At 64.1% G+C, this 20,195-nt stretch carries 26 protein-coding genes and 1 tRNA gene; 16 read left to right on the forward strand and 11 right to left on the reverse strand.

The genetic code is table 11. From position 1 onward, the window contains the following. Positions 1-353 precede the first annotated feature (353 nt). The 3 genes from OSH10_RS05040 to OSH10_RS05050 form a co-directional block, all read right to left on the reverse strand. A complete protein-coding gene (locus OSH10_RS05040; protein ID WP_266330520.1) occupies positions 354-1,004 on the reverse strand; it encodes a thermonuclease family protein in 651 nt (216 codons plus the stop codon). A gap of 70 nt (positions 1,005-1,074) precedes the next feature. Then, positions 1,075-1,377 carry a hypothetical protein gene (locus tag OSH10_RS05045; protein ID WP_266330521.1) on the reverse strand — a complete coding sequence of 101 codons (303 nt, stop codon included), beginning with the start codon at positions 1,375-1,377 and terminating at the stop codon, positions 1,075-1,077. Then, on the reverse strand, positions 1,374-1,562 hold the full coding sequence (locus OSH10_RS05050; RefSeq protein ID WP_266330522.1) for a hypothetical protein: 189 nt from the start codon (positions 1,560-1,562) through the stop codon (positions 1,374-1,376). Before OSH10_RS05050 ends, OSH10_RS05045 begins: the two co-directional genes overlap by 4 nt. A 140-nt stretch (positions 1,563-1,702) precedes the next feature. Between OSH10_RS05050 and OSH10_RS05055 the strand changes: the two genes are divergently transcribed. Further along, positions 1,703-2,473 carry an SOS response-associated peptidase gene (locus tag OSH10_RS05055; RefSeq protein ID WP_266330524.1) on the forward strand — a complete coding sequence of 257 codons (771 nt, stop codon included), beginning with the start codon at positions 1,703-1,705 and terminating at the stop codon, positions 2,471-2,473. Between the two features lie 474 nt (positions 2,474-2,947). On the opposite strand, the gene OSH10_RS05060 is transcribed toward OSH10_RS05055, so the two are convergent. Both OSH10_RS05060 and OSH10_RS05065 read right to left on the reverse strand, forming a co-directional pair. Then, complete coding sequence (locus tag OSH10_RS05060; RefSeq protein WP_266330526.1) at positions 2,948-3,316, reverse strand: hypothetical protein; 369 nt, start codon at positions 3,314-3,316, stop codon at positions 2,948-2,950. Continuing rightward, the gene (locus OSH10_RS05065) at positions 3,313-3,618 is read right to left on the reverse strand and encodes a helix-turn-helix domain-containing protein (RefSeq protein ID WP_323181553.1); all 306 of its coding nucleotides are present in this window, start codon (positions 3,616-3,618) and stop codon (positions 3,313-3,315) included. Before OSH10_RS05065 ends, OSH10_RS05060 begins: the two co-directional genes overlap by 4 nt. A gap of 95 nt (positions 3,619-3,713) precedes the next feature. Here OSH10_RS05065 and OSH10_RS05070 point away from each other — a divergent pair, with 95 nt between their 5' ends. The 7 genes from OSH10_RS05070 (at position 3,714) to OSH10_RS05100 (ending at position 5,664) form a co-directional block, all read left to right on the forward strand. Further along, the gene (locus OSH10_RS05070) at positions 3,714-3,881 is read left to right on the forward strand and encodes a hypothetical protein (RefSeq protein WP_266330528.1); all 168 of its coding nucleotides are present in this window, start codon (positions 3,714-3,716) and stop codon (positions 3,879-3,881) included. Between the two features lie 76 nt (positions 3,882-3,957). Next, complete coding sequence (locus OSH10_RS05075; protein WP_266330530.1) at positions 3,958-4,227, forward strand: hypothetical protein; 270 nt, start codon at positions 3,958-3,960, stop codon at positions 4,225-4,227. A gap of 26 nt (positions 4,228-4,253) precedes the next feature. Continuing rightward, a complete protein-coding gene (locus tag OSH10_RS05080; protein WP_266330531.1) occupies positions 4,254-4,496 on the forward strand; it encodes a hypothetical protein in 243 nt (80 codons plus the stop codon). Then, on the forward strand, positions 4,493-4,741 hold the full coding sequence (locus OSH10_RS05085) for a hypothetical protein (protein ID WP_266330533.1): 249 nt from the start codon (positions 4,493-4,495) through the stop codon (positions 4,739-4,741). Before OSH10_RS05080 ends, OSH10_RS05085 begins: the two co-directional genes overlap by 4 nt. Then, entirely contained in the window at positions 4,738-4,998 is a 261-nt protein-coding gene (locus OSH10_RS05090; RefSeq protein ID WP_266330534.1) for a hypothetical protein, read from the forward strand. The genes OSH10_RS05085 and OSH10_RS05090 overlap by 4 nt, the downstream gene beginning before the upstream one ends. Continuing rightward, positions 4,995-5,240, forward strand: coding sequence for a hypothetical protein (locus OSH10_RS05095; RefSeq protein ID WP_266330535.1), 246 nt, complete (start codon positions 4,995-4,997; stop codon positions 5,238-5,240). Before OSH10_RS05090 ends, OSH10_RS05095 begins: the two co-directional genes overlap by 4 nt. A 109-nt stretch (positions 5,241-5,349) precedes the next feature. After that, complete coding sequence (locus OSH10_RS05100; RefSeq protein ID WP_266330536.1) at positions 5,350-5,664, forward strand: hypothetical protein; 315 nt, start codon at positions 5,350-5,352, stop codon at positions 5,662-5,664. A gap of 42 nt (positions 5,665-5,706) precedes the next feature. On the opposite strand, the gene OSH10_RS05105 is transcribed toward OSH10_RS05100, so the two are convergent. Then, positions 5,707-8,013, reverse strand: coding sequence for a hypothetical protein (locus OSH10_RS05105; RefSeq protein WP_407660672.1), 2,307 nt, complete (start codon positions 8,011-8,013; stop codon positions 5,707-5,709). Positions 8,014-8,237: 224 nt separating this feature from the next. Beyond that, positions 8,238-8,327 (reverse strand) — tRNA-Ser (locus OSH10_RS05110). Positions 8,328-8,603: 276 nt separating this feature from the next. Here OSH10_RS05110 and OSH10_RS05115 point away from each other — a divergent pair. The 4 genes from OSH10_RS05115 to OSH10_RS05130 all read left to right on the forward strand — a co-directional run bounded on the left by OSH10_RS05115 (position 8,604) and on the right by OSH10_RS05130 (position 11,538). Beyond that, positions 8,604-8,930: a hypothetical protein gene (locus tag OSH10_RS05115; RefSeq protein WP_266330538.1), complete on the forward strand. Its 327-nt coding sequence runs from the start codon at positions 8,604-8,606 to the stop codon at positions 8,928-8,930. A gap of 26 nt (positions 8,931-8,956) precedes the next feature. After that, complete coding sequence (gene msrA, locus OSH10_RS05120; protein WP_266330539.1) at positions 8,957-9,622, forward strand: peptide-methionine (S)-S-oxide reductase MsrA; 666 nt, start codon at positions 8,957-8,959, stop codon at positions 9,620-9,622. Then, complete coding sequence (locus OSH10_RS05125) at positions 9,619-10,287, forward strand: 2OG-Fe(II) oxygenase (protein WP_266330541.1); 669 nt, start codon at positions 9,619-9,621, stop codon at positions 10,285-10,287. Before msrA ends, OSH10_RS05125 begins: the two co-directional genes overlap by 4 nt. A 135-nt stretch (positions 10,288-10,422) precedes the next feature. Continuing rightward, complete coding sequence (locus OSH10_RS05130) at positions 10,423-11,538, forward strand: NADH:flavin oxidoreductase/NADH oxidase (protein ID WP_266330542.1); 1,116 nt, start codon at positions 10,423-10,425, stop codon at positions 11,536-11,538. A gap of 69 nt (positions 11,539-11,607) precedes the next feature. Here OSH10_RS05130 and mepA read toward each other — a convergent pair whose 3' ends face one another. Beyond that, positions 11,608-12,609: a penicillin-insensitive murein endopeptidase gene (gene mepA / locus OSH10_RS05135; RefSeq protein WP_266330543.1), complete on the reverse strand. Its 1,002-nt coding sequence runs from the start codon at positions 12,607-12,609 to the stop codon at positions 11,608-11,610. Between the two features lie 296 nt (positions 12,610-12,905). On the opposite strand from mepA, the gene OSH10_RS05140 reads away from it, so the two are divergent. Both OSH10_RS05140 and OSH10_RS05145 read left to right on the forward strand, forming a co-directional pair. Next, positions 12,906-13,553, forward strand: a complete 648-nt coding sequence (locus OSH10_RS05140) for a peroxiredoxin (RefSeq protein ID WP_266330544.1) — start codon at positions 12,906-12,908, stop codon at positions 13,551-13,553. 178 nt (positions 13,554-13,731) lie between these two features. Then, complete coding sequence (locus OSH10_RS05145) at positions 13,732-14,724, forward strand: glycosyltransferase family 9 protein (protein WP_266330545.1); 993 nt, start codon at positions 13,732-13,734, stop codon at positions 14,722-14,724. Positions 14,725-15,059: 335 nt separating this feature from the next. Here OSH10_RS05145 and lepA read toward each other — a convergent pair whose 3' ends face one another. Further along, complete coding sequence (gene lepA / locus OSH10_RS05150; RefSeq protein WP_266330546.1) at positions 15,060-16,865, reverse strand: translation elongation factor 4; 1,806 nt, start codon at positions 16,863-16,865, stop codon at positions 15,060-15,062. A gap of 54 nt (positions 16,866-16,919) precedes the next feature. Further along, positions 16,920-17,828, reverse strand: a complete 909-nt coding sequence (locus OSH10_RS05155; RefSeq protein WP_266330547.1) for a LysR family transcriptional regulator — start codon at positions 17,826-17,828, stop codon at positions 16,920-16,922. Positions 17,829-17,932: 104 nt separating this feature from the next. On the opposite strand from OSH10_RS05155, the gene OSH10_RS05160 reads away from it, so the two are divergent. Next, positions 17,933-18,457 (forward strand): GNAT family N-acetyltransferase, encoded by a 525-nt coding sequence (locus OSH10_RS05160; protein WP_266330548.1) that lies wholly within the window; start codon positions 17,933-17,935, stop codon positions 18,455-18,457. Then, on the forward strand, positions 18,454-18,948 hold the full coding sequence (locus OSH10_RS05165; RefSeq protein ID WP_266330549.1) for a GNAT family N-acetyltransferase: 495 nt from the start codon (positions 18,454-18,456) through the stop codon (positions 18,946-18,948). Before OSH10_RS05160 ends, OSH10_RS05165 begins: the two co-directional genes overlap by 4 nt. Positions 18,949-19,003: 55 nt before the next feature. Here OSH10_RS05165 and OSH10_RS05170 read toward each other — a convergent pair whose 3' ends face one another. After that, positions 19,004-20,149: a TRAP transporter substrate-binding protein gene (locus OSH10_RS05170; RefSeq protein ID WP_266330550.1), complete on the reverse strand. Its 1,146-nt coding sequence runs from the start codon at positions 20,147-20,149 to the stop codon at positions 19,004-19,006. Between the last annotated feature and the right edge of the window lie 46 nt (positions 20,150-20,195).

Below are 20,195 nucleotides of genomic sequence, written 5' to 3' on the forward strand. Positions count from 1 at the left end.
AAATTGCTCAGCTGAGAAATGATCTTCTGAAGATTCAAAATCTCGCCGGACATTTCGCTTGGCCCCCGCATACCGGGAGGCGATTCTAAGCAATAGGGATAAGTCAATGAACCCGTCCTTCAGTGCCAGTATGCTAAGCTCTTGAGCTAGGCTCTCTATATATTCCGCGTTATTTGCCATTCCTTTCCCCGCCGTTTGCTTACCTTACCCAGCGTAAGGTGCGGGATATTAGGCGCACATTAGTTAAAAAATTGAAATAAAAACTTTGTGATCGGAATAATTAAAAGTTGACTATGGCGTAGTTAGCTAAAATGGCCGTGTCTGCCCGCTCATGCGCACCTGAATTATGGCCCTCAGTTACCCCAATAGGGCGCTCGCCAGCCGGCTTTGATCGCCTCGCCCTCGCCGCAGAACCATCGCTCCCCCTTCTCGACGCTGACCTTTGTCCGGCCGTACCAAGGCGACCAAGGCGTGTGATAGATGTGCTCACCCTTTCGGTTGATGTTCCCCTTGATCGGGCAGCCTTCAGGGGTTTTCTGCTTCGCCACATCCCACTTGTGCGCGCGGAAATCCCATGGCGCCTCGGTCTCCTGTTCCCAGACCCCGACGGCTGCCGCTCGCGCCTGCTCCTCAACCTCCACGTAGTCGGTGGAGTATTTGCGGAACGCCCAAGCGAGTCCCTCTTTCACCATCAGGCGGCCGAGGTCGAGCCCAGCGACCCTACAGATGCCGAGCGTGCGGCCGTAGACGTCCAATCCGCGGTCGTCGCAGGCGACGGCGCCCTCTGCGACGGCGCGCTCCATCTCGCTGATTGCAGCCTGACCGCATTGCCATGTCCCGCCGCCAGGCTTCCTGCAGCTTTGGCCGGCCTCGGGTGCGTCAATGCCAAATATCCGGATCGTCTTGTTATCGACCCTGAGAGTGTCGCCGTCGATGACATGAACTTCAGAGGCCGACGCAGGCAAAGCAAAAAGCATGAATGCGAGCAGGACGGCAGTGCGCATGATTCTTGCCTTGAGCAGCGTTTGGAAAGCAATGATGGCTCGGCTGATGCGCGGAGCGCAACGCAGAGTGTCAGCGCTCCCATTCATCGCTGAAGTAATTCTCTTCGCCGCGCATCAGACATTTCAACTCCCAGGCAGTTGCCAGGCAGGTGCGACAAAGCGGCTGACAAGGCTCACGCTTGATGTGGTGTCGCATACAGATGACGGCCGCGATTCTGTCCCTTTTGGGATTGGCGAGATAGGCGCGCAATGCCCGTAGGAGGAGGTCGGCAGTGTCGTGCGAGATTCGCGCGCCCTTCTGCTGGCTCACTCTCTGCTGAAGCCGGGCGCAGACCGCCCATGGCGAGAGCGGTCGGTCTGGTTCGGTGTTCATGGCTGATCCGGCAGCGTGCCGCTAACGAACCCATACGAAATGCGGCTAGCCCGGATGTCCACTGCAAGCAGCAGTGTTTCGAGCGCGGCTCGTGCGTCGCCATTGTGGGCCGCCAACAGATTGTTGATGCGCTCGTCCAGTGCAACCTGCGCCTCATCCAAAATAGGTACGGCTGGGTCGCCCATGTCCCTTCTCCAACTTCGATGTTCCTATTTTGTTCTCATCGCAAAGAGAGTCAATGAGACTAGGAGTTGAATCCTACGCTCGCGTTCGGACTTCCGCGGAAGGCCTTCCCTTTTTGCACAGCCCCGATAGGCTCGGTGGCATGTGCAACCTCTACTCGATGACCCGAAACCAGGATGCCATCCGCGCAATCGCTAGAGCGATGCGGGACCAGACCGGCAATCTCCCGCCAATGCCAGGAATCTTCCCCGACTACCCTGCGCCGATTGTGCGGAACGCCCCCGACGGAATTCGCGAGCTGGCGTTGGCCCGGTGGGGCATGCCGTCGTCTCAGCTCGCACTCATGGAGGCGACCAAGAAGCGTGCTGCCAAGCTAGAGGCGAAGGGCAAGGCAGTCGACTTTCGGGAACTGCTGCGTATGGAGCCGGACACCGGCACGACCAATATCCGCAACATCGGCAGCAAGCACTGGCAGCGCTGGCTCGGGGTCGAGAACCGTTGCCTCGTTCCGTTCACATCATTCTCGGAGTTCAACCGTGATGCGGGCGGGGACATATGGTTCGCGCTCGCCGAGGATCGGCCGCTCGCCTTCTTTGCCGGCATCTGGGTCAACTGGACTAGCGTGCGAAAGGTGAGAGAAGGGGAGACCAGCAATGACCTGTTCGGCTTTCTGACGACGGAACCAAATGCGGAGGTCGGCGCCATTCATCCAAAGGCGATGCCGGTCATTTTGCGAAGCGAGGAAGAGATCGAGCGGTGGATGACAGCCCCGGCCAACGAGGTGCCGGCAATGCAGCGGCCCTTGCCGGACGGCAGCCTTAGGATTGTCGCTCGCGGCAAAAAGGAAGATGGCGTCAAAGGGCCAAGCTTCGATACGCCCGCCCAACCACCCTTACTGTGGGGAAATACCTAGGGTCTGAGAGAGGGGATGGACCTCAACAAAGGCCACAACATCTGCCCAGTTGTCAGACTGAAACAAGTCGTCTGCTACAAAGAGATACGTCTCACAGACAGAAAAGCGGGGTCCTTCGCCCACCCATCGCATGCCAACGTCAATGTAGTCCACAAACACCCTTAGTCCACCGACCAGCCAAGAAGGGCACATGTCGGTATCGACGGACGCGTCCTCCCATCCTTCTGGGATTTCTGGACAGTCTTCTTCTGGGAAGTCTGGGAAAACAATTGGGAAGGGACGCCGAGGTTCCCAGTATTCTTTGCCCACTGTCATAGGATGGCACCTCCTACGCAACGGGTAGCATGTCCCCATCCCCGCGGGCACTCGTCTAAAGGTGCAGCTTGGAGCGATAAGGCACATCTTTCCCGCGGAGCCGACTAGGCATGCGAAGGAGGTCGGTGGAGAAGCGATGGCCTAGGGCCGGCTCGCGCTTCAGTCGAAATTGGGTATCTCGGAGAAAACCCAGATACCAAACTCTCGAATGCCGTCCTTTCGAGAGGGCTCGTAGACCATCAGCATAATTCCCGGCTTGCCTCTGGTGCCGTTGGGAATTTCTATGCTGAGCATTGTCCCCTTGCGTCCGTCCCTTACGGCTCGAACGGTATCTGGGATTCGCACCAGTGTGAAATCGGCAGAAGCACAGCTTGCGTCGAATTGCTCCCGCATGGCCGCTTCATTCACAAAGGCCTGATCCGATAGCGCTCTGAATTGCTCCCAGTCTTTCGTCTGTGCCGCAGCGATAATGGCCGTGAGCCGATCAGATTGAGCTTGATCGGGCGGGCTCGCCCTAATGTTTCTCATCCGTCGTTCTCGCTCGTCAGCTCGTCGGGGGTTTTACCCTGGTCGGGTGCTGTCTGTCGGTCCCGCCATCGGACACCGGCACCTCCGCCGTTCTCAGGGATGAATTCGACGCCGGCTGCTTCGAGGGCTTTGATAATTGCGGCAAGATTGTTGGCGACGGGCACCGTCCGCCCTGCCTCGAAATTCCTCACCGTGCTTAGGCCGACATTCGATGCGGTAGCCAGCTCCGCTTGAGACAAATCAGCCAGGCCTCGGGCGGCCCGGCATTGCGCCGGTGTCAGTGTCACTGCTTTCTCCATCATAACTATTATCGTTATCCATAGCACAAAGCGGTTGACGTAACCAATATGATCATTTACGTTAAGGTTAACGAAAAGCGTTGCCGGAAACCCAGATCATGACCCGCCCACAACTGATCCAGGCGCTCGTCTCCGAACAGAACCGCATTGCCTGCGCCGGCGTGCCCATTGATATCCTGACCATCACCGGCCTGATGACCACGGCCGAGGTTGAGGCGCATCTGGCCCACTACCGAGCGTATCGACCGAATGCCCGCGCCGGATAAGCCGGCCGCCTAACCCCTCTTCCAGTTCCCCATCACCGCAAGCGACGGCAACACCATTGCCGCGAACGGAGAAGCTATGTCTGCCTTCGACCGCGCCGCCATCATGAGAGAAGCCCACGCCACGGCCCGCCGGGTCGCCAAGCCGGGCGAGTACCGCAAGACGTTCGCATGGGCGCTTCGCAACGCCTGGCACGCTGCGAAGAAGCTCGCCGGCTTCCGCTCCGTCTGGGCGGCTCAGACAGAGGCCCAGCGCCAGCGCGCCGACGCCATTATGGCGATTGAGACGCAGGAACGCCTCACACCCGCCGATTACGCCCGGATCGACGAGATCCGCCACGCCGCCTGACATCCCGCAAACACGAGGAAAATCCCATGAGCGTTAAGCCAACCCAATCTGATCGGCGGGCGTCGGTTCGCCAGACAGACCTTAATCTGGCCGACACGGCGAACGACCTCGGCCGCCTGATCCGTGCCGCCTTCATGGCTGCCGAGGCACTGCTGGACAAGGACGACCAAGGCGCAATCCAGACCGTCCTTCACTTCGCCGAGTACAAGCTGGGCGAGATCCAGAACGAGCTGGAGCTGCGGCTGCAGGCCGCGCGAGGTGCAGCATGAGCACCGCCGCCCCAACTCTCGACGATATCGATAGCGACGTGCACAACCTGTCGCAGCTTCTGGACGCTCTGGTCGAGAACCTGCTGAACATCGAGTGCCCTGCAAGCCGAACGGACCTCAGCCGCGCAGCCGCATTCTCGATTATCGCGCGCGACATGAGCTTGGCCCTGGGCCACGACATCGACACCTTCAACACGGCGACGTTTGCCATTCTGCACCGCGCACGGCGGGGAGCGGCAGCATGAGCGCGACACTCTCCGAAGTCGAAGATGCCCTCCACCGTACTATCGCTACCATCATGGCGATGTCCGAACTGCTCGACGCCACGCTCATGGAGCCGGAGAAAACAGAAGGCCACCTGCGGCACTATCTCCTATCGAACGGCCAAGTCGATGCCCGGCTGGAAATCATGAGCAGCGCCCTAGAACATGCAACCTGCCTGCGGGAGTTGTTCTATTCGTACACCCGCGGCCAGCGCGAGCGGAAGGCGGTGAGGCTATGAGCACCGCAAAGCAACGCGCCGCGGCGCATATCGACGAAGTCTTCGCCGAAGGTCATTCCATCGTTCTGATGGTGGGCGGCTGGAAAGACGGACGGGATGCCACCGTCACGAGCTTGGACGTGGCCGAGCCCTATGCACTGAGCCCCGACAAGCTGAAACTGGCGCGCGCCTGGCGGCACGACCGCAAGGCGGACGCGCGCGCCCTCAAGGCCGAACTGATCCGCAGGGGACTGGTGCAATGAGTCTTATCCGCCTGCTCTGCCTCCGGATCCTGTTCCGGATCGCTTTCAAGCTGCTCGACGCCGAAGAGCGGGCGCTCGGGTTAGCGCCCCTGCCGAAGGATCAAGCCCGATGAGTATTCACCCCAAGCATCAGCAGTTCTCGTTGGGCCGCACGCGGGCCGCCATCGAGACGGAGGCCGAACGCCTGGCGTCTCTGCTTGCCGAGACCGAGCGCGACCTAACCCGCCTGCTGGCTGTCCTCGACTGGATGGACGGCGACAACGACAACGAGCCCGAGCCGGCAGACGGTGACGCCGACGCCGAGCCCTCGCTGGCCGCCCCGGAGCGGCAACCACGACCAGGAGGGCGGGGCAGGGACTATGCCTGCGGTCAAATCGCCTGGGCGGCCGGCGGTGATAGCGACCGCGAGGTGGAGGGAGGTTGAACGAGAGCAACACGCTGTGTCACCTGCTCTCGCTCACCGGATCTATGCTGTCTGCCAAACCTTGTTGAGAATTTCCGCTGCTAGAGCAGCTTTGTCTTGCGGCAAAAACCTTCCATAGTGTTTTGCAACGGTGTCGGGCGTATCCTGAATCGCATAACTGGCCTGCTCGTAAGAGCCAGTTTGCTTGAGGATGTGGGTCGCCAACACGTCGCGGACATTATGGGGGCCATGCGGAAGTAGGCCCTTGATGGCTCCACGACCCGTATAGGGATTGTAAATGCCGTAGCGCTGAACAATTAGGCGCCAAGCGTCATAGAAAGCCTCGCTTCCGTAAGCAGCGTCTGTGCTAGACATTTTGACGGTTTTTACAAAGAAAGTGCCTGGGTCTTCGGCTTCACGCAGGAGGGCCGGCCGGTGAGTTTCTATGTAGGCGTCGATGAACTGATAAAGATTGCCGAGGTCTGGCAGAACCAGTCGAAGCGGTCTGCCTGAGAAGAAGGATGACGTCGCGTTTTTGAACGCTTCTGCGGGGATGAGGATTTCCCAACCAGCTTCTCTATCACTCCAGCGGAGTTCGCCTCGTTTGGCTTCTATCAGGCGCCTCTCAGACGTGGGGCTCTCACCACGGCGCCGGTAAAGGAGCTGCCTGAGGTTCTTCTGTCTTACCCCGAGATGCAGGCCAATTCGCATCATCAGGAAGGCACGAACGGATTCGGCTGCTGCACGCGGATAGCGCCGCTGATTCGGCATAAGCTTTAGGATCTCCTCCGTTATCTTGCGATACTCCCCGACCGGGTTGTCGGCCTCTAGGATCGGAAGGATAGGCTCGAAAGGATCTCGGTGGACCCTGGCGACTCGTTCGACCTCCTTCACTCGACTCAAAGCGTATCGGCAGAAGGTGTCGCAGGCAGAGGGCCAATCGTTCTTGGCGACTTGGATGTCATGCACGGATAGAAGCCCATCGACCGGCTCCACTCTGTCAATCAAGCTTGCGTTCTGCCTAAGCCAACCGGTCTCTTGCCGTGTCATAGCCGACGCCAGCCGCAGCATATCCACCTCCCAGGCGGTGTAGAAGCCGCGGCGCTGCTCTCGCCATTGGATGTACCAATCCCAAATTGATGGGAAGACGAGCATGCCGAATGACAGCGCCTTAGCGGGGATGCCGAGACCTTTAACTGGCCCTTCTGGATCGGCGGCTAGCGCCCCGAACAGCAAGGCTAGATGCTCAATCTTTTGAGAGGCCGTCTCATCCCCCCAGACGCCAGAACGTTGGAAGCCAACTGCTGTCAGTGTCGATGTCTTGAAGCGGACAAGATCCGCCATCTCCTGTTGCAGTCGTGCCGGGGCCACCCGGCTTCTGCCAACGAGGTCAGGGTCAACATGTGCGTCCTGATGCACAGCGGCGCGATGCGCCCGTGATTTTCCTTGAAGGCCTTTGAACCTTAGGGCGTAGCGCGTCTTCATCGCTGCAGCCTGAAAGCGCCGGTAGTCGGTGCTACCCGAGATTATTACGTCCCGGACCCATGTCAGGATTTCTTCTCTCTCTGCTGCGGAGCGGCTGTCGAAGTCGTCAGGCAGATGCCAGGCGAGGCGTCGCTGCTCCGAAGGCGCCACGCCAGGCAATTGGTGCCCTGCTGGAGCGCGGTCACGGTTGGGCAGTTTGGATTGAAAATATCCCGCTGGCAGGCGATAGCGACATTCGATGCGCTTCAGGATATCCAGACTGTCTAAGGTCCGCGGGACGCGAAAACCCGTCTTCCAGGAGTAGAGCGTTTTCGCATTGATGCGGTCTCCGGGGCGGACAATCGCGCGGTGCAGGTGCCCCCAACTGTCGTCGTGCCGCCGCATCTGAAGGTCTAGTGCGTCGTGAAACTCGACGGGATCTACGGTCACATCCCAGAGCGCGGCAGGAAACTCGACGACCTTCTTGGCTGGCACGCCAGTCGGTCGCTTTGGCATGGCAGATTCCGATTTTCCGGTATCTCCTGTCTTCGCTGTGCAGACTGGGCCCCGCGCGGTCTCAACAACAGCACGGGGCGCGCCCCGCTTTCTCGGTGCTGGGCGTAGCGCAGCCCTGGGATTTTGGGAGAGATGGCGGACTAGGGCGTCGAATCCAGGACGCAGTGCATTGCGTCCGGCCCGCAGGCGCGCGTACTCAATATCGCACGATATGGAGATAAGGCGCCAATTTACATAGCCCCCGGTCATCGGCGGCATTTCGCGCTCTTTGAGCAGCGAGTGGAGGTAACTTTCGAGCCGTTCGACCTCTCTCGGGGCCAGAACAGTGGCTGCCCGCTTCCGACAGAAGTCGGTCAGCATCCTCGGCAAGTGCATAGTGCTTTTGGTCATAAAGAAGTGAGCCGCTCCGGTCAGAATTGAGGGGACCGAAAGCGATAGCGAATGAGAAGGAGCACTTCGACCATTGCGACCAGCAACCCAAAGGATTCATTCCAGCCGCTCGGAACCGGGATGGCCTGACATGTCGCCGAAACTATAATGGGGGAAATATTGGGGGATCAAAATGGAGGCGGGCCGAAGTCGGCTTTTTAAATCAGTGCTTTAACTGATGTGGATGGCGGAGGGAGCGGGATTCGAACCCGCGATACGGTTTCCCGTATACACACTTTCCAGGCGTGCGCCTTCAACCACTCGGCCACCCCTCCGTACCAAACGCCTTGCGGCGTGGAAGTCTGCCGGCGCAATATTTCGAGGCGGCGGACGCCTCTTGCTCTCGGCAGGTCCTGCTCTCGGCAAGACAGGCCGTGCGGTATCACGAAGCCAGGGCAAGCCGCAAGGCTTCCCGTGAAAACAGCCGGGGATGGCCGTGTATTAATGGTCGCGAGGTCGGCAAACGTTGCCGAAATCGCACCGTCACACTATCTGTGGACCAGTCGCCACTGACCGTTCGCGTCAGCCGGGCCGCGACGAGGGATCAAGTCATGTTCACCCTTCTTGTCCGTCTTCTCGGCCTGTTTGCCATCGCCGGCGCGGTGGTCGGGCTGGTGATCGACGGCACAAAGTCGATCGCGGCCTCGACGCTCACCGTGACTCCGCTCGGCCAGGCCTGGTTCGCCTTCGATCCCGCCAGCCTGACTTCGTTCCAGACGGCAGTCGCAACCCATGTCGAGGCCTATGTCGGCCCCTGGGTGTGGTCGCCGGTGATCCAGTTTCTGCTGACCTTGCCGACCTGGCTGGTCCTCGGCGCGCTTGGCGCGTTTCTCGTTCTCGCAGGCCGGCGCCGGCGCTATCGCTCCATCGTCGCCTGAATTCATCCCATACAAGGAGACTACGCATGAATCTCCTCGATATCTTCCAGCGCAAGGCACGCATGCCGGCGCCGGACGAGGCCTTGCCCGGCCGCGCGCAGCCGATCACCACGCCGGGCGCGCATTTCGTGAATGGCCACCCGATCGCCGGACCCTATCCCGCCGGCATCGAGACGGCGCTGTTCGGTCTCGGCTGCTTCTGGGGCGCCGAGCGCAAGTTCTGGCAGGCGGACGGCGTCTATGCGACGGCGGTAGGCTATGCGGGCGGCCTGACGCCGAATCCGACCTATGGCGAGGTCTGCAGCGGCATGACCGGCCATAACGAGGTCGTGCTCGTCGCCTACGACCCGGCCGTGATCTCCTATGACGCGCTGCTGAAGCTGTTCTTCGAGAGCCACGACCCGACGCAGGGCATGCGCCAGGGCAATGATGTCGGCACGCAGTACCGCTCCGGCATCTATGTTGCCAACGCGGCCGAGCGCAACCGCGCCGAGGCGGCGCGCGACGCCTACCAGGCGGCGCTCTCCGCCCGGGGGCATGGCACGATCACCACGGAGATCCTGGATCGGCCGCCCTTCTACTTCGCCGAGGAAGACCACCAGCAATATCTGGCGAAGAACCCGAACGGCTATTGCGGCCTGGGCGGCACGGGTGTTTCCTGCCCGATCGGCACGGGCGTGGCAGCCCTGTGAGCGAGGTCATCGAAGCGGAGACGGATGACTTCGACACGCTGGTCGGCGACGCAGCCATCGAGGCTCTGGCCCGGGATGGTTATGTCGTCGTCGACGCGTTCTTCAACAACGGACTGGTCGAGGCGCTGGCCGGCGAACTGGCGGCGATGGAGGCCTCCGGCGCCCTGACCGATGCCGGGGTCGGGCGCGAGGGCGGACGCCGCCAGGCGGCCGAGATCCGGCGCGCGGCAATCCGCTGGTTCGATGGCGGCACGGGGGCGGAGCGCCGCTTTCTCGACATGGCCGAGCGGCTGCGCATCGCGATCAACCGCCGTCTTTTCCTCGGCTTGTTCGATTTCGAGTGCAACTTCATCGCCTATCCGACCGGCGGCTTCTATGGCCGGCATCTCGACAGCCTGACCGGCGCGCGCAATCGCGTCGTCTCGATGATCGTCTATCTCGATGCCGGCTGGCAGGCCGAGGATGGCGGCACGCTGCGGCTGTGGAAATCGGTGGCAGCCGACGCGGCGACCGTGGAGATCGTGCCGCAGGCGGGCCGGGTGGTTCTGATGATGTCGGAGGAGATTCCGCACGAAGTGCTGCCCTCGCATCGGCCGCGCCATGCCATAGCCGGCTGGTGGCGCATCAATGCGTCCTCGGGCCTGCGGCTCGACACGTCCCACTGACCCTGCCAAGGCGGTCGGGCCGAGGCCCGATCGCCATCCTTCCTTCCGCCAATCCGCAGGACGGCGTTTCGGGCGCGCGAGCGCTCGCTATCCTCGCCGTCCGCTCATGCCCCTGTATTTCGAATGGATCGATCGATGACCAGCGCGCTCTTCTCCCCCATCACGCTCGGCGAATTCACCCTGCCGAACCGCATCGCGGTCGCGCCGATGTGCATGTATTCCGCCGATGACGGCTCGGCCAGCGACTGGCATATGCAGCACTGGATGAACCTCGGCATCTCCGGGGCCGGCATGATCACCTTCGAGGCGACAGGCGTCGAGCGGCGCGGGCGCATTTCGCATGGCTGCCTCGGGCTCTATTCCGATCACAACGAGGCGGCGATGGCCCGGGCGCTGGCGGCGGCCCGGCGGGTGGCGGCCCCCGGCGCCGTATTCGGCGTGCAGCTTGGCCATGCCGGACGCAAGGCGTCGTCGCAGCTTCCCTGGCTGGGCGGCGGGGCGCTGAAGCCCGAAGAGGATGCCTGGCAGACGGTCGGCCCTTCCGCCATTCCCTTCGGTCCCGGCTGGCCGACGCCGATCGCCCTGGACGAGGCCGGCATCGAGCAGATCGTCACGGCTTTCGTCGACGCGGCCAGGCGGGCGGAGCGGGCAGGACTCGACTTCGTCGAACTGCATGGCGCGCATGGATATCTTCTGCATGAATTCCTGTCGCCGGTCTCGAACCAGCGCAGCGATCGCTGGGGCGGCAGCCTCGAAAACCGGATGCGGCTGATCGTGACTGTGGCGAAGGCGGTGCGCGCGGCGCTGCCGGAGCGGATGTTCGTCGGCGTGCGGCTTTCGGCTTCGGAATGGATCGAGCGCGACAGTTTTCATGTCGACGAGGCGATCGAGGTCGCCAAGGCGCTCAAGGCCGTCGGCGTCGTCTATATCTGCGCCTCGTCCGGCGGCAACGCGCATGACGCGCAGATCCCGATCGGGCCGCTCTATCAGGTTGAATTCGCGGAGAAAATCCGCGCCGGCGCCGGTATCGTCACCCGCGCCGTCGGGCTGATCACCACGCCTGCCGAGGCCGAGGGGCTCTTGCGCGAGGGCCGGGCCGACATGGTGGCGCTCGCCCGCGCCATCCTCGCCGATCCGCGCTGGCCCTGGCGCGCCGCCTATGAGCTGGGCGCGGAGGCCTATGCCCCGCCGCAATATCTGCGCAGCCTGACGACCGTGAAGCACTGGGTCGCCGAGCCGGACGACGCGTAGGGCGCCGAGACGAAAGCGGCCGCTTCGAGGGGATCGAAGCGGCCGTTTCCTGTTAGCATCCCGTTAACCCTAGTGGAGCGTTCCGGTCACCGGCGCGTCGGCGGGGTTCTCGACGTCGGCCGGCGGGGCGGCGTCATAGGCCATCGGGGCGGTGGCCGGCTCCGGCGTCATGCCGGGAGGCGCACCGATAAGCACCTGGCGGCAGGCCGCCGGCAGGTCGGCCAGCAGTATCGGCCGCGGCTTGACGGCCGGCTTGGTCGGCTTGGTCGGGGTCTTTGGCGGCTTGGGCGGCTGCAGCCAGGCGTCGAGCTCCGGTCCGCAGCCATCGCCCGGAGGCGGCGCCTTCTGCGGCACGCAGCTCGCCATGCCGGGCGGGCAATCGAGCCGGACGTGGAAGTGGTAGGTATGGCCCCACCAGGGGCGGACCTTGTTGAGCCAGCCGCGATCGCCGCGCGCATCCTGGCAGAGCGCCTTCTTGATCGCCGCGTTGACGAAGATGCGCGCCACCCTTGGGTCGAGCGCAGCGCGGCGGATCAGCTTGACCTGGCCCTGCGTCCATACCGAGCGGTCGATCGCGCGGGCCTTCTCGTTGACCATCGAGGTCGCCGACATCTTCTCGCGCTCCTCGCGCGATAGCAGGCGGTTGGGCATCGGCGTGAGCCAGAGGTCGACGTCGAGGCCGATCTGGTGGCTGGCATGGCCGGTCAGCGCCGGGCCGCCGCGCGGCTGGCCCATGTCGCCGACCAGAAGCCCCGGCCAGCCGTCCTGGCGCTTGGCGTCGTAGGCGAGCTTTTCGGTGAAGGCGATCAGCTCCGGCGTGCCCCAGTTGCGGTTGCGGGACAGGCGCATGGCCTGCCAGTCCTTGCCGTTGACGGGCAGGGCGACGGCACCCGCGAGGCAGCCCTTGGCATAGGAGCCGATGGCGCGCGCCTCGAGGGGGATCGGCGTCTTGACGTCGCTGAACAGGATCTTGGCCGGCGTCGTGTCGATCGATTCCGCCATGGCGGGCGCGACGGAGAAAACCGGCAGCAGGATCGAAAGCGCCAGCGCGCGGATCGGCCTTTTCAGCATGATGACACCTTCCTGGTCAGCGCTCCCCGAGGCGCAGTATCGCCGATCAATCTTGACGATCCGTCAACCATCGCGCGGCGCCGGTGGCGCGCCGGCTCTGGACGAAAATTCCAATATTGGGCCAGCCGCGCCCGAGAACTGGAACGAAATGGCGAGGGTGGTGCGAATTCTGGTAACGCATACTCGAAACCGTTCTGATTCCGCGATTGACCGGTTGCATGGTCATGCGATACTCGCGGTCGAAATGGCCGCCGGTTCCGTGCAGGCCGGCAACTCGCAGCGAAGGCAGTCCGAAAATGGCACTCAATCTGGGGGACGTGGTCCCCGATTTCACCGCCGACACGACCGAAGGCAGGATCTCGTTCCACGAATGGCTCGGCAAGGACTGGGGCGTGCTGTTCTCGCATCCGAAGAACTTCACCCCGGTCTGCACCACCGAGCTCGGCGCGGTCGCCAAGCTGAAGCCGGAATTCGAGCGGCGCGGCGTCAAGGTCATCGGCCTTTCCGTCGATGAGCTTTCCAATCACGGCCAGTGGATCGACGACATTCGCGACGCCACCGGCGCGACGCTCAACTTCCCGCTGATCGCCGATCACGACAAGACCGTCGCCAATCTCTACGGCATGATCCATCCCAACGCCTCCGATACCACGACGGTCCGCTCGGTCTTCGTCATCGGGCCCGACAAGAAGCTCAAGCTGACGCTGACCTATCCGGCATCGACCGGGCGGAATTTTGACGAGATCCTGCGCGTCATCGACAGCCTCCAGCTGACCTCGAAGTTCCAGGTGGCGACGCCGGTCGACTGGAAGCAGGGCGAGGACGTGATCATCGTCCCCTCGGTTTCCGACGAAGCCGCCAAGGAGAAGTTCCCGGGCGGCTGGAAGACGCTGAAGCCCTATCTGCGCGTCGTGCCGCAGCCCAAGGTCGACGAAGCCGTCTGACCCTGGTTGCCTTCGAAAGGGCGTCGGCTCCGGCCGGCGCCCCTTTTTTTATCGGCGCTTCGGTTCAGACGGGCCGTCGAGACGCGCGGGAACGTCGCGGGCCTTGCGACGTGGCTATGGCGGCGCTCCAAAAACCGCTATGGGAAGCAGCCCTCCGTCGCATCAACTGGCCTGCTTCATGACATCCACCCCTGCTGGCGCGCTCGCGCCGATCGCCGTCCTCAGCGACCGCGCCGGTCTTGGCGACGCGCTCATGGTCTGCCCGCTGATCTGGGCCGTGGCGCAGCGCTATCCGGGCCACCCGATCTGGTGGATCTCGTCCTGCCCGGACCGGCTGACCCGGCCGGTGCATGAACTGGTCGCCGACATCGCGCCGACCTTCGTGCACTTCCCGCGGGCCCGCTACTGGCCGGTGCCGGTCATCTCGGCGCTGCTGAAGCTGCCGCGTTTCCACCGGGTGTTCGACGTGCGCTCGCGCGTCGGCGACGTGCTTCTGGCGCGACTGTTCCTGAAATCAGGCGGGTTCCAGAGCAGCATTCCGATCGGCAAGTTCCACCGGCCCTCGCTGATCGTCGATCGCAGCTGGTCGACGATCGAGGCGGATGCCGGCAAGAAGCTCGACTGGACGATTTCCGCGCGCGACGGCTTTCATCTGCCGCCACAGGCGCAGGCGCTGGCGGCGGAGCTGTTTCCGGCAGGCCGGCGCCATGTCGGCATCGCCGTGACGACCAAGGGCGAGAAGGGCTGGCCGGTGCCGCACAACATCGCCTTCGCGAAGCGGCTGCTCGCCGAAGGGCTGACGCCGGTCTTCTTCTCGGGCCCGTCCGAGCGCGAGGAGATCGCGGCGATCCGCGCCGGCGTGCCGGAAGCCCTGTTCACGCCGGCGCGCTATGCCGGCGAGGTCGAGAGCGTCTATCGGCTGGAACTGACGGCCGCGAGCGCGCGACGCATGGAAATCGGTGTCGCGCCGGATACCGGACTCGGCCATCTGATGGGAATCTCGCTGGTGCCGATGGTGAGCCTGTTCGGCCCCGGCCAGCCGGAACGCTGGGCGCCGCAGGCGGTCCGCAACACCATCGTCCAGGCCCCCGAGATCGACGGCAAGCGCCGCATGGACACGATCGAGCCGGAAACGGTGTTGAAGGCCGTTCTCGACATGCTGCGCGGGTAGCTCTTTGGGCTCTACCTCTCCCGTTGGGAGAGGTAGACGACGCCGCCGGCGGGTGCGGGCGTAGGGAATTTTTCGGGGAAGCTGCTGGGCGCGCAAGAGAAGCAAAACCCTCACCCCACCCTCTCCCGCAGGCGGGCGAGGGCTTTACGGCCGGTGTGGCGCGATCTTGGAGCGTGGCTCGAACGGCTCCCTCGCCCGCCTGCGGGAGAGGGCTGGGGTGAGGGTCTCTCGACCCTGGATCCCCGCGTCCTGGCCTTCGGCACCTCCAGGAAAACAAAACGGCCGTCCCGAGGAGCCCGGAACGGCCGTTGAGATCGCAAAAGGGCGTCGCCGCCTCAATCGTCCATCTTCAGGGCGGCGATGAACGCTTCCTGCGGGATGTCGACCTTGCCGAACTGGCGCATCTTGCGCTTGCCTTCCTTCTGCTTGTCCAGAAGCTTGCGCTTGCGCGTGATGTCGCCGCCATAGCACTTCGCCGTCACGTCCTTGCGCATGGCGCGGACGGTCTCGCGGGCGATGATCTTGCCGCCGATCGCAGCCTGGATCGGGATCACGAACAGATGCTGCGGGATCCGGTCCTTCAGCTTCTCGCACATGGCGCGGCCGCGGCGCTCGGCCTGGGTGCGGTGGACCAGCATCGACAGCGCGTCCACCGGCTCGGCATTGACCAGGATCTGCAGCTTCACCAGATCACCCGGCTTGTGGTCGGTCAGGTGGTAGTCGAACGACGCGTAGCCCTTCGAGATCGACTTCAGCCGGTCGTAGAAATCGAACACGACTTCGTTGAGCGGCAGGTCGTAGGTGACCATGGCGCGCGAGCCGACATAGGACAGGTCGGACTGGATGCCGCGCCGCTCTTGGCAGAGCTTCAGGATCGCGCCGAGATATTCGTCCGGCGTCAGGATGGTCGCGCGGATCCAGGGCTCCGAGATCTCGCGGATCTTCATCACGTCCGGCATATCGGCCGGATTGTGCAATTCGACCTCGCTGCCATCGGTCAGGGTGATCTTGTAGATGACGGAGGGCGCGGTCGCGATCAGGTCGAGGTTGAACTCGCGCTCCAGCCGCTCCTGGATGATCTCCAGATGCAGCAGGCCGAGGAAGCCGCAGCGGAAGCCGAAGCCGAGCGCCGCCGAGGATTCCATCTCGAACGAGAACGACGCATCGTTGAGGCGCAGGCGCCCCATCGCGGCGCGCAGTTCCTCGAACTGGGCCGCATCGGCCGGGAACAGGCCGCAGAACACCACCGGCTGGGCCGGCCGGAAGCCCGGCAGCGCCTCGGCCGTCGGCTTCTTGTCGTCGGTGATGGTGTCGCCGACGCGCGTATCCGCCACTTCCTTGATCGAGCCGGTGAAGAAGCCGATCTCGCCGGGGCCGAGGTCGTCGACGGGAACGAGCTTGGGCGTGAAATAGCCGACCCGCTCGACATCGTAGACGGCATCGGCGCGCATCATGCGGATGCGGGCGCCCTTCTTCAGGCGGCCGTCGATGACGCGCACCAGCACGATGACGCCGAGATAGGCGTCGTACCAGCTGTCGACCAGCAGCGCCTTCAGCGGCGCGTCCGGGTCGCCCTTGGGCGGCGGCAGGCGGGTGACGACGGCTTCCAACACGTCGGGAATGCCGATGCCGGTCTTGGCCGAGATCAGCACGGCGTCGGACGCGTCGATGCCGATCACTTCCTCGATCTGCGCCTTGATGCGGTCGGGTTCGGCCGCCGGCAGGTCGATCTTGTTCAGGATCGGCACGATCTCGAGATCGTTGTCGATCGCCTGGTAGACATTGGCCAGCGTCTGCGCCTCGACGCCCTGCGACGCGTCGACGACCAGCAGCGCGCCTTCGCAGGCGGCGAGCGATCGCGACACTTCATAGGCGAAGTCGACGTGGCCGGGCGTGTCCATCAGGTTCAGGATGTAGGTCTTGCCATCCTTGGCCTTGTAGTCGAGCCGGACGGTCTGGGCCTTGATGGTGATGCCGCGCTCGCGCTCGATATCCATCGAGTCGAGCACCTGCTCCTTCATCTCGCGGTCGGTCAGGCCGCCGGTGGCCTGGATCAATCGGTCGGCAAGCGTCGACTTGCCGTGATCGATATGGGCGACGATGGAGAAATTGCGGATGTTGTCTTGCGGCACGGTGCTCATGGCGCGCTCAATAGCATCAAGGTTGTTGGCCGCAAAGCGCTGAAACGGGCCTTTTCAACGCCGGTCCGCATGAAGTACGCCGAGCGTGGCCGCGCGGGCGACGATCCGGTCGGCCAGTTCCGCCACCAGCGGGCGTGAAAGCGCGTCCGGCGTGCCCGCGACAAGGGCCGAATCGCGCCAGATGACGGGCATGTCGATCGGCGCCAGGTCGACCAGGCGGCCGCTCGCCAGATCGCCGGTGATCGAGGCTTCGAGCAGATGGCCGATCGCCGCGCCATGCTCGATCAGGGCGCGACCGGAGGAGAAAAGCACCTGCGAACTGGCGCGGGCGCGGTGGCGCAGCGACTGGATCGCATCGGGCGTCACCTGCCACCAGAAGAAGGACAGGAAATGCGGCGCCACCGCGAAGATGCGGTCGAGGGTGGGCTGCGGCCCGATCTCGCGGGCAAGCGCGGGCGAGGCGGCGAGCACCGCCTTTTCGCGCAGCAGCGCGACCGGTTCCAGCGCCTCGAGCAACGGATCGAAATTCGGCCAGCCGATGATGGCGAGGTCGATGCGGCGGTCATGCAGCCATTCTGCGATGTCGCGGTGGCGGCCTTCCTCGAACTGTAGCTCGACGCGCGGATGGGCGCGCATGAAATCGACCACGGCCGGGGTTGCCAGCGGTTCGATCAGGCTGCGCAGCGAGGCGAAGGCGATGCGGCCGCGATCGACGCTGCGCATCGCGTCCTCGCTTTCCAGCAGGGTCGCGAGCACGCGGCGGGCATAAGGCAGGAAGGTGGCGCCGCGCTCGGTCAGCTCCACCTTGCGGCCGCGCGTGAACAGCGCGCCGCCGACATGGGTCTCCAGCGCGCGGATGCGCATCGAGATCGTTGCCTGGGTGACGTTGAGCCGGGCGGCCGCCTTGGTGAAGCTGCCGTCGCGCACGATCCGGTCGAAACTGCGGAGCTGGTCGATATCCATAAATATTACTTATGCGATGGTTCAATATTTCCTATTCTGACAGTTTATCATTGACAGAAACGATGACAAAGCCTGTTTTGCGGAAGAGACGGAACCTTGGAGCCATGATGGTCTCGATCCTGAAACTGGACGCCGCCGCCGCGCGGGCGGCGATCCCGCAGCTTGCCGACATCCTGGCCGACGCCGTGGCGCATGGCGCTTCGGTCAATTTCATGGCCGGCTTCTCGCCGGCCGAGGCTGCGCGCTTCTGGCAGGGCCAGATGGAGGCGATCGAGGCCGGCGGCCGGGTGCTGCTGGTCGCTGAGGCCGGCGGCAGGATCGTCGGCACGGTGGTGGTGACCTTCGCGCCGCAGCCCAACGGGCCGCACCGGGCCGAGATCGGCAAGATGCTGGTGCATTCGGGCGCCCGCCGGCAGGGCATCGGCAGCGCGCTGCTGCAGGCGGCCGAGGATGCGGTGCGCGCCTCGGGCCGGACGCTGGCGCATCTCGACACGCAGACCGGCTCGGCCGGCGAGGCGCTGTACCGGGCGCATGGCTGGATCGAATATGGCGTAATGCCGGGTCATTCGTTCACGCCGGATGGCACGCTCGCCTCGGCGACATTCTTTTACAAGCAGGTTGGACCATGACGACGATCCGCCCGGCCACCGAGGCCGACCTTCCCGCCATCCTCGCCATCTACAATGATGCGGTGGTCAACACGGCGGCGATCTGGAACGACGACATCGTCGATCTCGACAACCGCGTCGCCTGGTTCCGCACCCGCACGGGCCAGGGCTTTCCGGTGCTGGTCGCGGCCGAGGACGACCGTGTGCTCGGCTATGCCAGCTATGGCGATTTCCGCGCGTTCCAGGGCTATCGCTTCACGGTCGAGAACTCGATCTATGTGGCGAGCGCTGCGCGTGGAAAAGGCGCCGGCTCGGCGCTGCTGGCGGCGCTGGTCGATGCGGCGCGGGCGCAGGGCAAGCACATGATGGTCGCCGGCATCGAGGCCGGCAACGACGTCTCGCTGCGCCTGCATGCGAAGCAGGGTTTTGTCGAGACGGCGCGCATGCCGGAGCTCGGCTTCAAGTTCGGCCGCTATCTCGACCTGGTGTTCCTGCAGAAGACGCTGGATTGAGTCTCGCGGGGGAGGCCGGCGAGGGAGTGAGCGGGCCAGTCGAAGGGGCTTTTCCCTAGATCGCCAGCGCCCGGGCGCGCATGGCGAGCGCGGCGCCTTCGGCGACGGCGGCATAGGCGACCGCCTTCTTACGGAAGGCGATGAAGGCCGGGTGCACTTCCTTGGCCATCGGGCTGGCTTCGCCGACCTCGGTGAGCACCTCGGCCGAGGTCTTGGCGAGCGCGTCGATCACCGGGTTCGGGAAGCTCTTCACCACCGTGCCGCGCTCCACCAGCATCGGCAGCGTGGCGATGTTGTTGGCGGCAAAATCGGCCGAGACTTCCGTCGCCGAGGCAAGGGCCGCCGCGCGCACCACCGCGCGCAGGTCGTCGGGAAGCGTCTCGAACGCGGTCTTGCCGACCATCAGTTCCAGCGCGGTCGCCAGTTCATGAAAGGCCGGCATGTAGCAGAAGGGCGCGGCCCGCGGCAGGTTGAGCGCCAGATCGCTCCACGGGCCGACCCATTCGGCCGCGTCGATCGTGCCGGATTCGAGCGCCGCGGCGATGTCGCCCTGCGGCAGCAGCACCGGGCTGGCGCCGAGCCGCTTCAGCACGTCGCCGCCGAGGCCGGTGATGCGGATGGTCAGGCCCTTGAAGTCTTCCGGCGTCCGGATCTCGCGCTTGAACCAGCCAGCCGCCTGCGGTCCGGTCGAACCGACATAGAAGGGCAGCACGCCGAACGGCTCATAGGCCTTTTCCCACAGCAACTGCCCGCCGCCGAAGACGAGCCAGGCGACATGCTCGTTCGCCGTCAGGCCGAAGGGCACGCCGGAGAAATAATGGAAGGCCGGGTCCTTGGCCGCCCAGTAATAGGGCGAGCCATGGCCCATCTCGGCCTTGCCGGTCGAAACCGCGTCGAACACCTGGCCCGGCGCCACGAGGTCGCCGGCGTCGAACACCTGGACCTTGAGCCGGCCGCCGGAAAGGGTGCCGATCCGCTCGGCCAGGCGCTGCGCGCTGATGCCGACGCCCGGCGTATCCTTCGGCCAGGCCGTGGCCATCTTCCAGACGAAGCTTTCGGGCGGGCGCGCGACGGACGGCGCGGCGAGCGGCGTCTCGGCGAGAGCGGGGGCGGCCAGCGATACCGCGACGGTCGAGCCGAGCCCGGCCGCGCCCAGCCGGAACAATTGTCGTCGTCCGATCTCCGCCTTGTCCCGCGTCATTTCATTCTCTCGCGATCCCCTCGTCATGCCGCATTGCAGCCTATCA

The organism is Kaistia defluvii, from assembly GCF_026343955.1.
In the GTDB taxonomy this organism is placed as follows: Bacteria; Pseudomonadota; Alphaproteobacteria; order Rhizobiales; family Kaistiaceae; genus Kaistia; species Kaistia defluvii.